At 62.2% G+C, this 15,914-nt stretch carries 25 protein-coding genes; 1 reads left to right on the top strand and 24 read right to left on the bottom strand.

Annotated elements, in window-relative coordinates; translation table 11 throughout:
• The first annotated feature begins 599 nt into the window (after positions 1-599).
• Complete coding sequence (locus tag ABSY17_RS15160) at positions 600-1,958, top strand: DUF6538 domain-containing protein (protein ID WP_378952271.1); 1,359 nt, start codon at positions 600-602, stop codon at positions 1,956-1,958.
• 174 nt (positions 1,959-2,132) lie between these two features.
• On the opposite strand, the gene ABSY17_RS15155 is transcribed toward ABSY17_RS15160, so the two are convergent.
• From ABSY17_RS15155 to ABSY17_RS15040, 24 genes are all read right to left on the bottom strand, one after another.
• Positions 2,133-2,654: a hypothetical protein gene (locus ABSY17_RS15155; RefSeq protein WP_378952268.1), complete on the bottom strand. Its 522-nt coding sequence runs from the start codon at positions 2,652-2,654 to the stop codon at positions 2,133-2,135.
• Positions 2,651-2,986, bottom strand: a complete 336-nt coding sequence (locus tag ABSY17_RS15150) for a hypothetical protein (protein WP_378952265.1) — start codon at positions 2,984-2,986, stop codon at positions 2,651-2,653. Before ABSY17_RS15150 ends, ABSY17_RS15155 begins: the two co-directional genes overlap by 4 nt.
• The gene (locus ABSY17_RS15145; protein ID WP_378952262.1) at positions 2,979-3,203 is read right to left on the bottom strand and encodes a hypothetical protein; all 225 of its coding nucleotides are present in this window, start codon (positions 3,201-3,203) and stop codon (positions 2,979-2,981) included. The genes ABSY17_RS15150 and ABSY17_RS15145 overlap by 8 nt, the downstream gene beginning before the upstream one ends.
• Positions 3,190-3,492 (bottom strand): hypothetical protein, encoded by a 303-nt coding sequence (locus tag ABSY17_RS15140; protein WP_378952259.1) that lies wholly within the window; start codon positions 3,490-3,492, stop codon positions 3,190-3,192. The genes ABSY17_RS15145 and ABSY17_RS15140 overlap by 14 nt, the downstream gene beginning before the upstream one ends.
• On the bottom strand, positions 3,489-3,818 hold the full coding sequence (locus tag ABSY17_RS15135; RefSeq protein WP_378952256.1) for a hypothetical protein: 330 nt from the start codon (positions 3,816-3,818) through the stop codon (positions 3,489-3,491). The genes ABSY17_RS15140 and ABSY17_RS15135 overlap by 4 nt, the downstream gene beginning before the upstream one ends.
• Entirely contained in the window at positions 3,819-4,952 is a 1,134-nt protein-coding gene (locus ABSY17_RS15130) for a hypothetical protein (protein WP_378952253.1), read from the bottom strand. It abuts the gene before it with no gap.
• Positions 4,945-5,175 carry a hypothetical protein gene (locus ABSY17_RS15125; protein WP_378952250.1) on the bottom strand — a complete coding sequence of 77 codons (231 nt, stop codon included), beginning with the start codon at positions 5,173-5,175 and terminating at the stop codon, positions 4,945-4,947. The genes ABSY17_RS15130 and ABSY17_RS15125 overlap by 8 nt, the downstream gene beginning before the upstream one ends.
• Positions 5,172-5,684, bottom strand: a complete 513-nt coding sequence (locus ABSY17_RS15120) for a hypothetical protein (protein ID WP_378952247.1) — start codon at positions 5,682-5,684, stop codon at positions 5,172-5,174. Before ABSY17_RS15120 ends, ABSY17_RS15125 begins: the two co-directional genes overlap by 4 nt.
• Entirely contained in the window at positions 5,681-6,406 is a 726-nt protein-coding gene (locus tag ABSY17_RS15115; protein ID WP_378952244.1) for a hypothetical protein, read from the bottom strand. Before ABSY17_RS15115 ends, ABSY17_RS15120 begins: the two co-directional genes overlap by 4 nt.
• Positions 6,399-6,839 (bottom strand): hypothetical protein, encoded by a 441-nt coding sequence (locus ABSY17_RS15110; protein WP_378952241.1) that lies wholly within the window; start codon positions 6,837-6,839, stop codon positions 6,399-6,401. Before ABSY17_RS15110 ends, ABSY17_RS15115 begins: the two co-directional genes overlap by 8 nt.
• Before the next feature lie 14 nt (positions 6,840-6,853).
• Positions 6,854-7,441 (bottom strand): single-stranded DNA-binding protein, encoded by a 588-nt coding sequence (gene ssb, locus ABSY17_RS15105; RefSeq protein ID WP_378952238.1) that lies wholly within the window; start codon positions 7,439-7,441, stop codon positions 6,854-6,856.
• 1 nt (position 7,442) lies between these two features.
• Positions 7,443-8,027 carry a J domain-containing protein gene (locus ABSY17_RS15100; protein WP_378952235.1) on the bottom strand — a complete coding sequence of 195 codons (585 nt, stop codon included), beginning with the start codon at positions 8,025-8,027 and terminating at the stop codon, positions 7,443-7,445.
• A complete protein-coding gene (locus ABSY17_RS15095; RefSeq protein ID WP_378952232.1) occupies positions 8,024-9,256 on the bottom strand; it encodes an AAA family ATPase in 1,233 nt (410 codons plus the stop codon). The genes ABSY17_RS15100 and ABSY17_RS15095 overlap by 4 nt, the downstream gene beginning before the upstream one ends.
• An 81-nt stretch (positions 9,257-9,337) precedes the next feature.
• Complete coding sequence (locus ABSY17_RS15090; RefSeq protein WP_378952229.1) at positions 9,338-9,811, bottom strand: helix-turn-helix domain-containing protein; 474 nt, start codon at positions 9,809-9,811, stop codon at positions 9,338-9,340.
• Between the two features lie 3 nt (positions 9,812-9,814).
• Entirely contained in the window at positions 9,815-10,147 is a 333-nt protein-coding gene (locus tag ABSY17_RS15085; protein ID WP_378952226.1) for a hypothetical protein, read from the bottom strand.
• Positions 10,147-10,884: an exonuclease domain-containing protein gene (locus tag ABSY17_RS15080; protein ID WP_378952223.1), complete on the bottom strand. Its 738-nt coding sequence runs from the start codon at positions 10,882-10,884 to the stop codon at positions 10,147-10,149. Before ABSY17_RS15080 ends, ABSY17_RS15085 begins: the two co-directional genes overlap by 1 nt.
• Positions 10,885-10,946: 62 nt before the next feature.
• Positions 10,947-11,615, bottom strand: coding sequence for a hypothetical protein (locus tag ABSY17_RS15075; RefSeq protein WP_378952220.1), 669 nt, complete (start codon positions 11,613-11,615; stop codon positions 10,947-10,949).
• Positions 11,615-12,010 carry a hypothetical protein gene (locus ABSY17_RS15070; protein ID WP_378952217.1) on the bottom strand — a complete coding sequence of 132 codons (396 nt, stop codon included), beginning with the start codon at positions 12,008-12,010 and terminating at the stop codon, positions 11,615-11,617. Before ABSY17_RS15070 ends, ABSY17_RS15075 begins: the two co-directional genes overlap by 1 nt.
• Positions 12,011-12,013: 3 nt before the next feature.
• Positions 12,014-13,207, bottom strand: coding sequence for a recombinase RecT (locus ABSY17_RS15065; protein WP_378952214.1), 1,194 nt, complete (start codon positions 13,205-13,207; stop codon positions 12,014-12,016).
• A 25-nt stretch (positions 13,208-13,232) separates the two neighbouring features.
• Entirely contained in the window at positions 13,233-14,039 is an 807-nt protein-coding gene (locus ABSY17_RS15060; RefSeq protein ID WP_378952211.1) for a hypothetical protein, read from the bottom strand.
• On the bottom strand, positions 14,026-14,979 hold the full coding sequence (locus ABSY17_RS15055) for a YqaJ viral recombinase family protein (RefSeq protein ID WP_378952208.1): 954 nt from the start codon (positions 14,977-14,979) through the stop codon (positions 14,026-14,028). The genes ABSY17_RS15060 and ABSY17_RS15055 overlap by 14 nt, the downstream gene beginning before the upstream one ends.
• Complete coding sequence (locus tag ABSY17_RS15050; protein ID WP_378952205.1) at positions 14,976-15,479, bottom strand: hypothetical protein; 504 nt, start codon at positions 15,477-15,479, stop codon at positions 14,976-14,978. The genes ABSY17_RS15055 and ABSY17_RS15050 overlap by 4 nt, the downstream gene beginning before the upstream one ends.
• Positions 15,479-15,652 carry a hypothetical protein gene (locus ABSY17_RS15045; protein ID WP_378952202.1) on the bottom strand — a complete coding sequence of 58 codons (174 nt, stop codon included), beginning with the start codon at positions 15,650-15,652 and terminating at the stop codon, positions 15,479-15,481. Before ABSY17_RS15045 ends, ABSY17_RS15050 begins: the two co-directional genes overlap by 1 nt.
• Positions 15,649-15,828, bottom strand: a complete 180-nt coding sequence (locus tag ABSY17_RS15040) for a hypothetical protein (protein ID WP_378952200.1) — start codon at positions 15,826-15,828, stop codon at positions 15,649-15,651. The genes ABSY17_RS15045 and ABSY17_RS15040 overlap by 4 nt, the downstream gene beginning before the upstream one ends.
• Positions 15,829-15,914 lie beyond the last annotated feature (86 nt).

Raw genomic sequence — 15,914 nt, 5'->3', positions numbered from 1 at the left:
GCGATCAGTCCCGGAATCTCTCCGGAATGGTGCTGGATTTCCATGTCTGATGAAGAATTCGCGGGATTGCCATGAAATACCAATCGAGCCGTCGGATCCGAGGAATACGACTTCATGGCATCTTTTGAGGTGTCGAATCAATGCACTGTGGCGCCGACTTAAATTGATCAGGACTTGCCGGTATCGCGAGACTAGATGGGGTTTCTTGGCGAATTGCTTGTTGGACCCAGCCGCGCCCGCCGTGCATGTAGATGCGCGCATAGTTGAGTTCGGCCGCTGTCTTGGCTTCGAGGATCGGCGTCGCCGGCTCTTCGTCCTGTGTCGCCAGTGCCCGAGCATTATGCCCGTTGCGCAGATAGCAACCTGAACTCGCCCCTCACGGCTTGCCGGCTCTAGATCTGAGGCGTGTCAGACTCGGTAAGGGTGGTATTTGGTGCGGATGATACGCCACGGTTTGAACTGGAAGTTTTTTGCCTAATGGCTTGAAAGAAGCCGGATATTCAAGCTGGCAGAAAAATCCTGTTGCTTCGGGTCGGTTTTTGGTGCCACAACAGCCGCCACATGGCGCGCCACGCATGGCGCTATCCGGGGCAACGGATATGAAAAGAACCACAAAAAACGACTTGGATCGTCACCTAATTCTGCGTCGTGGTATCTACCACTACAAGCGTCGAGTGCCGGCAATCGTGGTGCCCAAGGACAAGCGCGCACCACATGTCAGGACATCTCTGAAGACGTCCGATCTCGTTCTTGCAAGAAGCAAACGAGATGCCCTAGAGGCGGCCGACAATCTCCTTTGGGCATCGATGATCACCGACGAAGCGGTAGACGCTGCGCAGGCACGCTATCAAGCCGCGGTGAGGCGGGTCGAGGCCATGGGCTACAGCTATAGGTCTGCAGAAGATCTAGCTGCGGCGTGGAGCCTTAACGACGTGGTTGAGCGCTTGGAGGCCGTGATGGACGCACGGGCGCCTAACGCGAGCAGAAGAGCCGTTCTCGGACTGGAAGACGTTCCACAGGTGAAGGTCTCTGAGGCCTTTAGGATTTATACAGATGAGATTGTTCATGACGAGCTCAGAGGGAAGAGCGAGAGCCAGAAGCAGTCCTGGAAGAAGGTCAAACAACGGGCGGTCAACAATTTCATCGATCTGGCCGGCGACAAGCCAATAGCCGACATCACGCGCTCCGACGCACAAAAGCTGTACGCGCATTGGCTGGCCAGGATCGCTCCCAAGACTGGACGGGCGACGCACAAGGCTACATCCGGGAACCGCGACCTTGGCAACATGCGGGGGCTCTACGAGAGCTACTTCAAGCACCAAGGGATCACGGTTCAACAGAACCCTTTCGAGAATCTCTCATTTTCAGAAAAGACAAAGCGTTCGCGTCCGCCGATCCCTTCCGAGTGGATAAAGACAAAACTGATGGCCGTTGGCGCCATGGCGGGCATGAACGCGGAGGCGCGCGGAGTTGTCTTGGCGATGATTGAAACCGGCGCCAGGCCGAGTGAGCTGTGCAATCTGACGAGGGGTTCGATCTTCCTCGACGTCGATGTGCCCTACATTCGCATCGAGCCGCGGGAGGATGTCGACAACCCGCGAGAGATCAAGACCGAGTCCTCGGTTCGCTCCATCCCTCTGGTCGGTGTCGCACTGGCCGTATTCAAGAAGCACCCCAACGGGTTCCCGCGCTACTTGGACAAGGAAAACAGCCTTACGACGGCGATCAACAAGTACCTGCGCGAGAACAAGCTCCTGCCCAGCGCCAAGCACACGTTCTACAGCCTGCGACACTCTTTCGAGGATCGGATGAAGGAGGGAGGGTTGGACGAGGAGCTGCGGCGCGGCCTCATGGGCCATACGATTCACCGTCCGAGATATGGCAGCGGCGGAGCCTTGGCTTGGCAGCGCGATGAGCTCAGTAAGATCGCTCTGCCTTTTGATCAAGCGATCGTCTAGCCCGCTCAAAAATGAGGCTAATGTCGTCTTTCTGTTGACGCAATGATTCCGCCTCCTCTTCAAGCTTTTTGTAGATCGGGAGGAGGCGTGGCGCGTCTTTTCGGTTCTGCATCATGATGACCGCTAGAAGGTCGAGACACTTCTCGACCCTAGCAAGCGTGATGGGAGCCTTCTTCATGCGGGCTCGTTCATCCAAAACTGGTAGCCGCTCCGGATCTCACGGAAGATCTCCGCAGCCTCCTGGTTGTGGTCCAGGTATCGGCGACTGGTGATGCCGCACTTCCGAAGGATCAGCTCGCGGGCGTCGTTGGCGTTACGCACCTCGACGTTGAATTCTTCCGAGGCCCAAAGCCAGAAGGCTCCCTCGTTGCAGATGATGCCGGCGGCGGTCGCCAGCTGCCCGCCCTTGGGCTCCTCTGTCTTTTCGGCCTTCTCCGGCGGGAAGAATTCGGCCTCGACCGTGGCCTCATCGGTTTCCTGCCGCTCTTCGGCGATACGGCTGGACACCTCTTCGTGGTTGGATCCCTCGTCGACAACTATCTGCTCGAGCGAGACGGGCGACAGCAGGTCGATGACGACCTGACCGCAGTCGATTTTGATCTCCCAACGGTTACAGTCGGCGGCAGCGCTGCCGAGCAGCGCCTGGATCGCGTCCCTGGCGGTGAACGCGTAACGGTGGATTATCTGCGGCGTCAAAGGCCCATCTCCTCAAGAAATGTGTCCAGGCCGGCGGGCTTCTCCGGCGCTAGGAAGAAGGTTTTGATCTCACGGACCCAGTGCCAGCTGAGGTGCCGAGAAACCCGATCGCGGATGGCCCGCATCCGATCGATCTTTATGTCGTCGCTGGTACGCGCTATGCGCCGGTCCCACTTCCTGATTTCGCGCCAGAACCGACGATGCTCCTGGCGAACTGCTTCCGGCAGCGCCCGGAAGCACTTGCCGCAGATGATCTCGTCGGAGTTCGGGAACTTGTCCCTAGCCGCCGTGCAATTGCAGCGCGGATTGATACAGGGGATGCGCTCACTCATCGCTCAGCTGCCCCTTCCGCATCATCTTCGCCATGATGGCCCTTGCCCTGGTGCGGGCGGCCTGCTGGCGCCGTTCCTGGGCCTCGGCGAGGCTCGGACCGCTCAGCGTGTAGCTGGGCGTGCTGACGCCCTTCTTCGCCTTCCGCTGGCCGTCGTCCTCCAGCTTCCGCGGCCGAAACGGGTCATACGGACGGGCGAGATCCTCAAGTTTCGCCACGACCGACCTCTACGCGGATCTGTGCCCGGGCGATGTCGATATCATTGCGACAGCACGACAGCGCGGACTTCACGATCTGGGGCAGCTCAAAGCGGGCGTATGCGGCGAGCAGCTCCATCGCCTCGACAGCCCCGTCCTGCCCGCCACCGATCTTCATCGGGCGGAGGCTGAAGACCGGCTGCCCATCCTGCCGGCCGTCGAGTTGGGGGCCGAATTTCTCCAGCCAGGCCATGGCCCGCTTTCGGGATGCGATGAGTCGGGCGGCGTCCTCTATGCGCTCCTCGTTCATCGGCCGGCCTCCTCCACCTTGGGCGCGTGCGCGGCATCAGCGAGCGCGCGCAGCCGCTCGGCCCGCTTGATCGCGGCCCGCTCCAAATCCTTCCGCGCCTGATCTATGTCGGACAGCGCCGGGAGCACTTCGCCGCGGACGGTCTTAAAGAACGACCGCAAGCCGCTCTCGTGATCACGGATATAGGCGGCGCCGAGCTGCTCCTTGAAGACCTTCAGAAAGGCATCGTCGCCATAGCCGACGAGGGCCTCGAGCGCGCGAACTTCGGTTTCGTTGAGGGTGATTGACGCGCCGAACGTCAGCGTCGCTGTGGTGCGAGTGGCCATCTAATTGCCCTCCGGGGAGCGGAGGGCGGCGAGGGCTGCGTGCGCCCGGTCAATGACCGTTTCTATCGCGTCGACCGCGCTTTCCGGCGCGCCGTTCCAGTATTCTGTGATACCGATCAGCACATCTCGCAGCGCCTCCGCCACCCCGGGCGCGGGGACTGGAGCGGGGTGGACTAGCGCAGAGACCTTGGAATGGTCCCATGCACAGCGTGCAATCTCCAAAGCATCGGCCATCTCTGCGTCGCCGATGAACGGCTCTTCATCGAGCAGCTTGATCAGCCGACCAAGTGCATCGTGTTCCTTGTTCCAGCTACCGCCCAGCGCCTTGATCGCCACCGGCTCTCCTGCTGTGACTGCAGAGGATGCGAAAAATTCAAGAAGTTCGCGCGACGAGGCCGTCACGCTGAAAGGGTGCTTCCAGCCTCCGGTTTTCAAGTCAGGGACAGATGCGCTCTCACGCACATACCAGCCACGGCGCTTCGCTTCCTCGCGAAGCTTTTCTTCTGTCCACGCGACCGGTGCCGCCTCTGTTTGCTGGCTGGTTTTCAGCTCCTCGATCGAATTCGCCTGGTCGACGACCAGCTTCTGAAGGCGGAGATAGTCTTCGCGGAGCTCCGTGAAGTCGTCAGATGGAGGCGAGATCTCGCGCAGTTGGCGCTCGATCGCTGCGACCCCCTCTGCCATTGAACCGATGACCGCAAACGCGGTGCTGTCTTGTTTGTTGTGGGCCTCCCCGATTGCGGCGTTCCAGAAACAGCCGAGGGCCTCGGCTAGGTGCGTCGCCGTGAGAGGTGCTACGCTGGTGGTCTGCATAGTCGCGAATGTCACGTTGGAGAAATCGCGGGTGAACCCGGCGAGCTGGCGCTCGGCAACGCGTGCCCGCTCCAGGTAGCGATTGTTCGCCTCGAGCAGCTCTTGAATGCGGCGGTTCGATTGCCTCGCTGCCGTGTAGTTAGCCCGGCGGCTCCGTTCAAAGGCATCAGCCGTGCCTTCGTAGAGGTCGAGCAGCTCGTAGACGCTTTCGGACGGGTATACGGTCTCTACCCTCGTCATGCGGTTGGTGCGTAGGGTGGCGAGGAAGTCATGCCACTGGTCCGTGGCGACGTTGGACGATAGTGCAGAGGTCTCAATCATTCTTCGCCTCGTTGCAGTTGGGGCAGGGCAGGCCCCGCCGGATTTCGGTGTCGGAAAGGTTGAAGAGCCAGCCGGCGTCATGGCCGCACCGGCATTTGAAGTGGCCGCCATTGGGCGTCTTCCACCCGGGCAGTATGCTCGGGGCCAGGCCATGGTCGACGGCGTGCATGCGTACGATGCGCCGTCCGCGCTCGATCGGGCCGAAGAGGTCAGCGGCCGTCATACTTCTGCACTCCTAGCCGGAAGGCATCGGCTCCAGTTGATGTTCGGCACACTCGGGCAATAGTCGTCGTGCCCCTGCAGACGCGTGATCTGCCGGCAGTAGTGACAGACGTTTTCGCGGACGCCGTCGCGCTTCCGGATGCGCTGGAGGGTGATCTTGCAGAAGCCGGTGCCGGAATTCTTGGGGGAGAACGGATAGTCGCCATCCTCAAGACCGTACTCGAACACGCCCGGTTTGATGAAAACGAGAAGCTTTGAGCCGAAGTTCTGGATGACTGTTGCCGGGTACTCTTGCTGAACCGGCCCTTCATCGTCGTAGTCCGACGCAGCGGCTATGTCGAAAAGGGTGGTTGCCCAGACCGGATCGCCTGGCCTGAACTGCGGCCGCTTCCATCCACACCGCCATTTCAGCGAGGTCACGCCGAGGCCGGCGACCTGCTCACGGACGCGTTCGCGCTCGTGGCAGTACCCAGTCCCGTGGACGCAGCCGACGCAAGTTCGATAGGTCATCGCGTCACCTCGTCGATGTTGCCGCGCTGGATCGTGAAGCTCGTCGCGGTCACCCACGGATTTGCGTCCCAGCCGTACCCGCGCTCGGCGTTGAGGCTGTCCCAAAGCGAGCGAAAGCTTGTGGTCGGCAGCGCGTAGGGTGCGGCGTTGTGCGGGTGCTCACCGCCATCTGGCAGCCGGTCGTAGGCGCGCCAGCCGTGCATGCCGAGGTATTCAGGCAGGTTCCCAGTGTAATGGACCCGCTCAATGCCCTCAGCCATCGCATCGGCTTCGGCGATCTCCTGGATGCGCTGAACACGGACGTCGGTGACGGTCAGGGTTAGGCGCGATGCCCAGCGCGGCATGTGCATGCCCTGTCGAAACTTGCCGGTCGCAGCTCGGCGGTCCCCGCCGATGTCTGCCTCATAGAAAACTGGCGTGTCGGTCGGGAGCACAGACGGCTTGAACCGGTCGAGGTGCGTGTGCGTGCGCCAGGCCTCGCGAACGTAGAGTCGATCGCCGATCGAGTGGCGCACACGGAATGGTTCGCCTATCCCAACGCCTACGCCGGGACCGTTGTTCGGCCTGTGGTCGGTGGTCCAGATCCAGCGGCCATCGGGCCGGCGGAAGCAGCCCTGCAGATTGTTCGGGGCGTCTTTGATGATCCGACGCGTCTGGGTCTTTCTGCCCTCAAGCAGAGCTCGGACCATGTCGGCCATGAAGGGCGTGGGGTGGTCAGTCATCGCGACGGCTCCTGATCTCGAAGAACGTGCGATCAGGGACCGCGCGCGCCATCTCGGCCGCCTTGCGCGTCCGCTCGTGGGTTTCCTGCCAGCCCGTCACCGCGGAAACGAGGCTGTCGAAGTCCTTCGCCGCGTTGTCGATCGCTCGACTGAAGAATGCCTCGACCCAGCTGTGGTCGAAGTGGGTTCGGCCGCGCCCGCTTGCGGTGCTGACCCGCGTCAACACTTCATGGGGCTGCGGCTCGGCGATAGTGATCACCCGAACGTCAAGCTTGCGTTCCTTGAAGATGCGCCGCAGCCGATCAGCTTCTTTTTGGTGAAGCGTCACCACCTGGTCGCCGTCCTTCAGGTTGGCGATCATGCGAGTCGTCTTGCCGGTGCGGCGCGACGAGAGAATGTAGATTTCAAGGCCTGCCGCCAGCATCGCGGCCATATCGGGACCGTCCATCAGCGCCACTCCATTGCGAACGGGATCTCGTCGTCTAGGTCGCGGCCGCCGTAGTAACCGCCTCCGCCGGCGCCGCCATAGCTGCCCCGGTCGGATCCGCCGCTCTGCTGGCCGTAGCCGCCGCGGTCATTGCGATTGTCGTCACGGCGTCCGCCGCTGCTTCCGCCGCTCGGCGGCCGGCCACGGTCGTCCTGGCGGCCGCCATCATCACGACGTCCGTCACCGTTGCCTGCGTTGTCGTCCTTGGACCCGAGGAGATGCAGCTCGCCGCGGAAGGCGCCGACCACGATCTCGGTGACGTAGCGCTTGTCGCCATCCTTCTCGTATTCGCGGTACTGGATTTCGCCGACAATGCCGATCAGGCTGCCTTTCCTGACGTATTGCTCGGCGATCTTCGCCTGCGCCTGGTTTAGGATCTTGATCTTGTGCCACTGCGTCCGCTCTTTGCGTTCGCCAGTTTGCTTGTCGCGCCACGATTCCGACGTCGCGAGCGAGAACTCGACCGACATGTCGCCACTGTTGAAATTGGTGACCTTCGGATCCTGGCCGACACGGCCGACCAGCGTAACCTTGTTGATGCCTGCCATGTCAGGATCCTATTTCCTTGAGTGCTTGTTCTTTGGCGGCATTGAGCTCGGCCATAGCCTCGGCGCTGCCGCCGGCGTCTGGATGGGTACGCTTGGCCGCATTCCGAAATGCCGCCTCAAGGCTTGTTTTGCTGGGGGTTTGTTGCGGCGCGTAGCCGAGCACCTCGCGCCACGCCCTTTTGCCCGCGGGCGCCGGCAGAGCCATGAATCCGCGGAATGTGGCGCGCACGATATGGAGCCCGCCGTGCCGCATTTCGGTTCGCCGGGCCTCAATGATGTGGTGGATGGCCTGCAGGTTGTCTTCGACCTTGGCGTAGCGGTCGACGGCGATGCAGACCTGAGAACCGTCCCAGGTGAACCACACCGCGACGCCGGCATCAGCCGGGCGGTCGACGCCGAGCGTTACATTCGACGATATGACTACGCCCTCGACACGCTTACCGGTATCTCCGGCGAAATGGATCAGCGACGTCCGCACGTTCTTCAAGGCAGGTGCGAGCCCGGTCCTAAACCGAGAATCCGCCTTGCGCTCGGTCCGGGGCATGGTGTCCGGCCACGTGAGGGGAAATGCCTGGACCTCGCTCATTGCACGCGGCCTTTCGGTTCCAGCATCTCGCGGACAGGCAGGTTCTCGGCAAACTCCTGAATGGCGAAGCTGTGCGACAGCTTGCGGTTCTCTTCGAAGATCTCCTTCACCGCATCGACTACGTCAGGCACGGTGAGGCCCCTCTGCACACCGGCGTCGCGATCGCGGCGGAACGCCCGGGAGGTCGCTCTCGTCGCAACGCTGGTCACCATGGCACCCGAAACCACGTGCTCGAGGCAGAAGTTGATGGCGACATGGCGGTCCGCCTGGCCGTTGCGCTGCGCAACGAGGTGGCCGTCGCAGATGACGTAGTGCGGGTTGAAGAAAGACTCGACGCCAGCCACCACGAGGTCGTCGACAGGAACAACCGACGGCACTTTTGACAGCACCTTCTGGAGAATGGACTCGGTCGCTTCCCGCGTCGGCCTGTTCACGCGGATCTTGCGGTCACACCGACCGTCGCGGAGAAGGGCCTCGTCGATCGCTTCCGGTCTGTTGGTGGCGAGGATGACGAATGCGCCCATCGACTCGAGGCCATCCATCTCCGCCAGGAACTGTGCAACGTTGGACTCCTCGTACGAGAAGACCTGTCGGGTGCGGCCGGTGCGATCAGGGAGAAACACCTCCGCCTCGTCGATAAACACGGTCAAGGGATGTCCGTGGCGGGCGGAGTAGAGGCGGGCGTAGGCGAAGATGTTGCGAATGGTCTCCTCGGTGCCGCCGACATAGGTGGATTGGATGGAGGGGCCGCTGATCAGCAGCACCTCGGCTGCCGTGCCGTACAGCCGCCCGACAGCGGCCGCCGCCGCCTTGGCGAACATGGTCTTGCCGCAGCCGGGCGGGCCGTAGAGGAGCACACCTTTGGGTGGCTTCATGCCGTAGAACTTATAGAGGTCGGGATGACGCCTCGGCTCCTCGATCGCTTCGATCAGAGCGGCACGAGCATCGTCATTGCCGACGATGTCGTCCCAAGCGGTGTCGTACTGCACGTCGAGGAGGTACTTGGCGACCTTCTTGCGGGCGCTATCGTATTCTGCGTGCGACGAAGGTGTCTTCATCTGGCCCTGAAGCAGCGACAGAAGATCATTTCCCCACAAACTACCTGCACGTTCACGTGCTTCGGTAGCGGTGGTTGCTCCGCCTGAGCCGAACATTTTTTCGCCCGGGCAATTGGGGTCGCCGCAGAAGCAGATCTGACGCGGCGATTTTTGAATCTGAAACTTCTCCATCGAGCGGTAGCTCCTCGTCTTGAAACTCGGGTCGTAGGGGGAAAGGGGCTTGTTAGGGGCTTCGCGGCGGGCCATGCCTCGTCAGCCCCTACGATCCCGGCCCGGCATCAACATGTAGCCGGCGCCCGCCTCGCTCAGGATCCGGAACCCGGCGACGCGCAGATCCTCAACGTAGCGGTAGATGCTGCGGTGGGAGACGCCGACGTCGCTGGCCAGCCTCTCGGCTGTCACCATGCCCTTGGTCGTCCGTAGGCACTGGACGACCTTTCGCATACGCCGGGTGCGAACGCGCCCGTCGTCGAGCTGGTCATCCGGCGTTGGCCGTAAGACGTCGAACCGAACGTCGCCGGCAATCTGCCGAACTACCGCAAGCCGATGAAGCCGGTACCGCTCGGCCTGGTCGCCGAACTCGGCCTCGGTGTAGAGCTCGGCCCACCTCTCACCATGGGCGCCGATCATGAAGGCACGGGCGCAGTGGTGGTCGACTGCGTGCAGTTCGACGTAGCAGCCGTGATATTCCATGCCTGTGCCGAAGGTGGCGAAGAAGCGCTGCATTGTTCAATCCTCCTCGTCGTCGGTCGGCGATGGGAGGTAGCGCGCTGCCGACGCATACGGGCTGTTGATCTTGAGGACGGTGGCCTCGTCGGTCAGGGTGAGAGAGAAGATCGAGGAGCCGCCGTACCAATGGGTGGTCCAGCCCTCGACTGCCCTCTTGATAGATGCGGGCTCGGCTTCAGTGACTACGGCGACCGTCGGCACATCGATGCGCAGCATCTTTGCGCCGAAGCGCTCTTCCTCACGGATCCTGCCGGCATGGCGGCGGTGACCAAAGATCTCGACGATCGCCCATTCGAAGCCGTCGTCGACAGTGTTGGTGGCTTCCTCCGACATCAGAAGCTCCCCATCTGAGACCGCCAGGCGTCGGGGTCCGGCTCAGGAGCTTTGGTGCCGACGAGCTTCTGCTTCGCGATGCGAGCAGCCTCTTTGATGCCAGGCGCCATGTCCGACTTGGTGATGATGAAGTTCAGGTATTGCTCGGGGATCTCGGTAAAGAGCTTGCCGGCGTGGGCGCCAAACGGCATGCGGAGAGGCTGGTAGGACGGGCTTGAGGCCTTGAGCATCTTCTCGATCGACATGACCTTGACGATCTCGAGGAAGATGCGGGCGGTGACGGCGGAGTCGTAACCGGCACGATGAGCGTCGCCGCTGACGGATAGGCCGAGCTCTTGGCGGATGGTCTCGTTCTTGTAGTTCGGGAGGCCTGGAAATGCCTGCCGGCTGCACTGGAGTGTGCAAAGCCACGGCAGGGTGTGGCCACGGAGAAACTGCCGGTCGAACGCGGCGTTGTGGGCGCAGAGCATATCCGGGCCGGTGGCGATGAATGCGCGGGCCTCGTTCGGGTCCATGCCCGCGACGACCATGTCGTCGGTGATGCCGTGGATCTTCGACGCGCCGGGCGGGATCGGCCGGCCGGGATTGACGAAGCGCGACTGGCCGTCGGACTCGATTACCCAGCCTGTCGGGTAGTAGCGGAGATCGGTCCAGCCAATCTCGACCATCTCGGCATCCGGCGGGAAACCTGTGGTTTCCGTGTCGGCAATTCGCACGAAAGTAAATGTCTCAGTCATACGACAGATGTCCTGTTTGGAATTATTTCAGCTGCGGGATATTGAGCGGCAAATTATGCTGGTCAGCCGCGGCGCTTTCGCCTCTCGGCCTCTTCAATTTGCTTTGCCTTCGCGTAGAGCATGCTTGCGGCTCTACGGAACTCGTCAGATGATCCGGAAGGCGAAGGCGAGGCTGAATTGCACTTAAGGGAGGTGATTTCCCTTATGAGGGTACTAATCCCATTCTCGCAGCGGGTGAGGCGCAGCAACAACTTATCGATACTCGTGCGCTGTTCACGCACCAGCCGTTCCAAGTCGTCTATCCGCTGCTCCTGCGGCGGCGCGGGCTGTTGGTCTGACCCTTTGTCCGTATCTTGATCGATGGCGAGTGCTTTCACCGCGTCGAGCAAGTCCTTCACTATCCCCTCGGCCTTTTGCACATTCACGCCCATCAGGCGCAAATAGGCGGCAAGAGCGTCTTCCCGAATAATTCCGGCGTTGGGGCTTACTCTTTCGGATTGTCGCCCCCTGCCAAGGCCGAAGTAGCCTGCTCGGCGATAGATTTCGGTGAGCGGCACGTCCAAGACAGCGGCAATATCGACGGAAGACGGCTGGGGCGCATAGTTGGCCAAGGGGCTGTGCTGCAAGTGAGATCGATAGATGTCTATCGCGAGAAACCAGTAGCCGTCTGACCTCCTCATGAAGCGCAGAATTCGGCCATCTTCGAAGCGTGCTCTTATGATCTCGCTCACTAGACTCGCCCCGTTGCGCTGGTCGGATGCTTCATGACAATGCCGTTGGCCACGACTTCATCGGCTGCGGCCGTCTCGCGGTTCACGCCGCGCACGATGCGCGGTACCCGTTGCTCGGTGGCGCTGGGCTGTGGCAGCTGGGGGACGCGCTCGTCCTTGAGCACCGCCTCGGCCGATGAGAACGCCGCTATCGCGACGCGCACCTGACGAAGTCGCTCAGACGCCTCCGAGATGGTGTTCTCGAGGGAGATCTCGTTGCCGCGCAGCTGGTCGAGGGTGGCGCCGACCGACGCCTTGCTTCGGTCAAGCAGCGACCCAACAACCTGCGGCTCCGGCCGCAGGTCCTCTTCCTCAAGGTCGATACGCTCCATGGACTTCCGCAACCAGAAACCCATGGCTCAGCCCTCCTCGCCGGGTTCGCGCGCGGCCTGGCCGTTGTCCCAGCCTGCGGCCCAAGCCGTGGCCAGTTCGTTGTTGTCGCGGTACTCGCGGGGGCAGGCGCGGCGGGTCATGCCGTCGGCCTTGGCGGTCGCGCCGCGCCGGCGAGCCTCGACGAGTTGCTCTTCAGAAGGGGTGCCGTCGTCCGGGAGGGAGGTGGTCCCGGACGACGACGATGATGCGGCAGCAGTCGCGTTCCGGGCGGACGCCCGCTTGCCTGCATCTTCGGAGCCACGTTCTAGGGAGGGGCCGGGCTCCGAATTGGTTACCGGCTCGCGATCGCGGCCGGAGAAATCCTGATCCATAGCCATCGGGCTGTCCGAAGGCTTGGCTAGCATCGGACGCCCGCCGGCGGCGAGGTCGTCGAGCTGCTCGGTGAGGGAGCCCGTGCGACGACGCGTTGCCGGTGCGGCCTGGTCAAATTCGTAGAGGTAGTTGTCGCGTGACAGGACGGTTTCGATCTCGTTCGAGATCGGTAGGCGCTTGGAAAGACGCTTCAGGGCCGTCTTCTTCGCCATCTCCTCGTACCAGTCCACCCAAGGGCCATACTTGGAGTTCTTAGAGGCGGTCTTGACCTTCTCGACGTCCGCCATGTCCAGCACTTCAGCAAAGACGCCGCCGCCGGCCTCCTCCTTCATGACCACGTGCGCATAGACGCGCCGCATGATGGACTTGCTGCGGTCCTCAGCCGGCCTGTGCTCGAGATGCTCGCCCTTGTCGTCGACGTAGTATTCGAAGTGGTCGCCGCCGTAGACGAAGGCCATGTTGACCGACTTCACCTTCCCGGTGTTGTAGATCTTGGTGATGATGCCACGCACCATCGGGAGCCACTGGACTTTCTTGACCCACTCATCCGGGTCGCGCTTGTCCACCTTCGGGAGCTTGGTGTTGTAGACGACGAGCGCACCCTGCTTCTTGTCCGGGAGGAGCCCGTCATTTGCGGCCGCCAGGCAAGCCTCGAACAAGGAAAGGCGGTCTGCCGCCAGCAATTCGGGGTTGGCCATCACAGCCCATGCGATCACGCTCTTGAATCGCGCGGCCGTGATGTGAGGAGGGAGGGCTTCCTGGAAGCCTGCCAGCCTGGCTTCCAGCTGGGCGCGGAACTGCGCCGCTGGGCTCTGCCGCTCTTCGGTCTTGTCGGGTACTTGGCTCATGGGTGCTCCGATTGGTCCGCCGGCGTCAGCCGCGGAACGTCGCTTTGTTGGTCTTGAAGAAGGTCACGCCGTCGATCGGCGCCTTGTCCTGGTTGGCGGTGGCGTACTTGCCGAGTGCCCTCTCGATGTCGGGGACCGAAAGGAACGGTCTGAGCTTTTCGAGCGGGATCTTGGTGAAGTCGTCGATGCGGAAGGTCCACCTGCCAGTCGACGAAACGGTGCCGCCGGAGGTCTTGGTACGCACGAGGTCGGCGGAGGATCCTGTTGCGACGGCCGCCGCATGTTCGGCCTTCTGCTCGGCTTTCTGGGCCTCTATGAGCACGACGTCGCCTTCGACGCTGTTTGTGGCTGCTGCGGCCTCGGCAAGCCGTTTTGCGGCTTCTTCCTGGGCCTTCCTTGCCTCTTCGGCCAGGCGGCGGCGCTCGCTCGCCTCCTTCTCGTCGTTGTAGGTCGTCGCCCACGACTCGAGCGTTGTCTTGATCGTGTTCAGCCGCCCGGTGAGCTCGCCGAAGAAGTCGTTCGTTGTCTTCGATGCGGTCCGATACTGTTCGGTCTCAGCGAGGCGCAGTTCGTCGAGCTGTTTCGACAGCTTCCTGGCCTCGACCGCCACCTCGGCAACCTTGCCAAGCTCCTCGTCGTTGACGATGAAGGGGATGGGCTTGTTATCGTCGCCCAGCAGCGGCTTGTTGTCGGCGTCGACCTTTCGCAGCTCATTGGCGCGCTTGGCGACTGCTTCGACCTCCTTCATACGCGACTGAAACTGGTCGCGCAGAACGTCGATCAATGGTGGCTTGTTGTGGCCCATGCCGGCCACGGTCTCAGAAACTTCCACTGAAGCTCTCCCGGGGTTTGATGCGAAGGTGACGTGAACTGCTGGCCTGCACTGTGAAGGCGGCCTTGTGCTGGGTGCGTGCCGTGACGTCCCAGCTAACCGTGATGCCGGCCTCGGAATTTCCGAGTGCGTAGATGATCTGCGGCTTGAGGACGTCGGCCTTCTTCTTGGCCTCGGACTCCGCCTCACGCAGCTGCTTGTAGCGGGCGATCAACACATCGAGATCGCTGTCCGACGAAAGGTCGCGTCGGTCGACGTAGGTGTCGCGGTACACGTCGAGCACGACGCGCCCGTCGCGGTCCCAATCCGGAGGCGGCTCCTCGCCGGCTGCAACCATCGCCCAGAACTCGTTGACGGCATCCACCAGGCGCGCCCAGAGGCGCTGATGCAGCGGAATATCGATGACGTGCAGGCGAAGGTTGCCGCGCCACGTGACGACGACGACCGCCACGCAGGCCCATTCGCAGCCGGTGAGCTTTGCCTCGGTGATCGCCTGCACGGCGATCCAGGTGGGCGGCACGACGTCGCCGGTGTCGGGGTCGAGCCAGAACTCCTTGAACGCGCTCTCCGACGCGCTCTTGATCTGCATGTTTCCTTTGCCGAACCGATCCGGCCGTCTAAGGAAAGCGTCGGGCGTTGCACCGATGCGCAGTACCTGGTCGCGATAGTAGGCGCGGTCGTTTTCGTAGAGGACTTCCCACTCGGGGTGCCTCTTTCGCACCATTGCCACGGCAACCGGCTCGAGGAGGTTGCCTCGTTCCATTGCTTCGGTCTCTTCGTCGTCAGGCGAGCGACGACCGGTCTTTTCTGCCCAGAGCTGATAGGGCGACGTGTACGGGTGTGCGCCGAGGACGGCGGCGGCGACGGAAGCAGTGACGTCTTGCTGGCGAGCAGCAAGCCACTCGGCGCGGTCAGCGGGATAGATGACATTGATCGTCATAGCTGCCACGGCCTCGTGTCTATTGAAAATGTTGAGTGAAAATCGCGGCTGCGGTAGTGCGCGTTGATGTACGACTTGGCTTTCATCTCGATCTGGTCGACCGCGATGTGTCCGTCGAAGAGCGCGAGAACGATGTCGCTTGCGACGTCGTCACGGACGTCGCGCGGTAGTGACGAGAGGACGGCTTTCCGAACGCGCGCAAAGAGCTTCTCCGGCGCAGCTGTCCAAGCTGCACTGTTCTCTATGGAGTTCGCCACGCGCCGCTCTTCGCGCTGAATCTCCGCTAGGTGGCGGCGAGCTCGGCGCTGTTTGCGTTTAGCTTCATTGCCGCGGGCAACCTTGCGAGCCCTGTCCGTGCCCGACATGCGAGCATAGTTGGCTGCCATACGGAGGCGCGCCTTCTCCCGATCCTTGGCAACTTGCTCGGGGGTCTGGGACGCTCGATAGGCCCGCATGGCTGCGGCCTTCTTGGCTCGTGCTTCGAGGCTGGACGACAGCATCAGTACGTCTCCTCGAGACGAACGATCTGCTGTTTGATGGAGGCGATGCGCTGGCGGGCGCTGGACTTCTCCGCATCCCGACGGACGTTGCTGTCGATCATGTCGGCGCATACGAGGTCGTGCTCGGCGCGCTCCAGGTCCATCCGCAGGGTCTCGAGCGATGGCGAGGTCATGCCGTCACCGCCGGCGCAGAGGCGAGCTGGTCAACCATGTTCTGGTCGCGCAGGAAGCCGAGGTAGGCGAGCTCAGCCGTCGTCATAGCGAGCCCGGCAAGCCAGGCAGCCATGACGTTCTTGGCGCGGTCGCTGTCGATCTGGGTGCGGTTCTTGATGGTTGAAAGGGGCGGCATGGATCGTCTCCTATGCCGGCCAACATATGCGGTTACAAAACCGCTCGTCAATCAAAAACGGTTTTGAAACCGCATAATTTTTTGTT

It is taken from the genome of Mesorhizobium sp. ANAO-SY3R2, from assembly GCF_042466635.1.
Classification (GTDB): Bacteria; Pseudomonadota; Alphaproteobacteria; order Rhizobiales; family Rhizobiaceae; genus Aminobacter.
The sequence above is the reverse complement of the archived record's forward strand: the minus strand, read 5'-3'. Positions and strand labels throughout refer to the sequence as shown.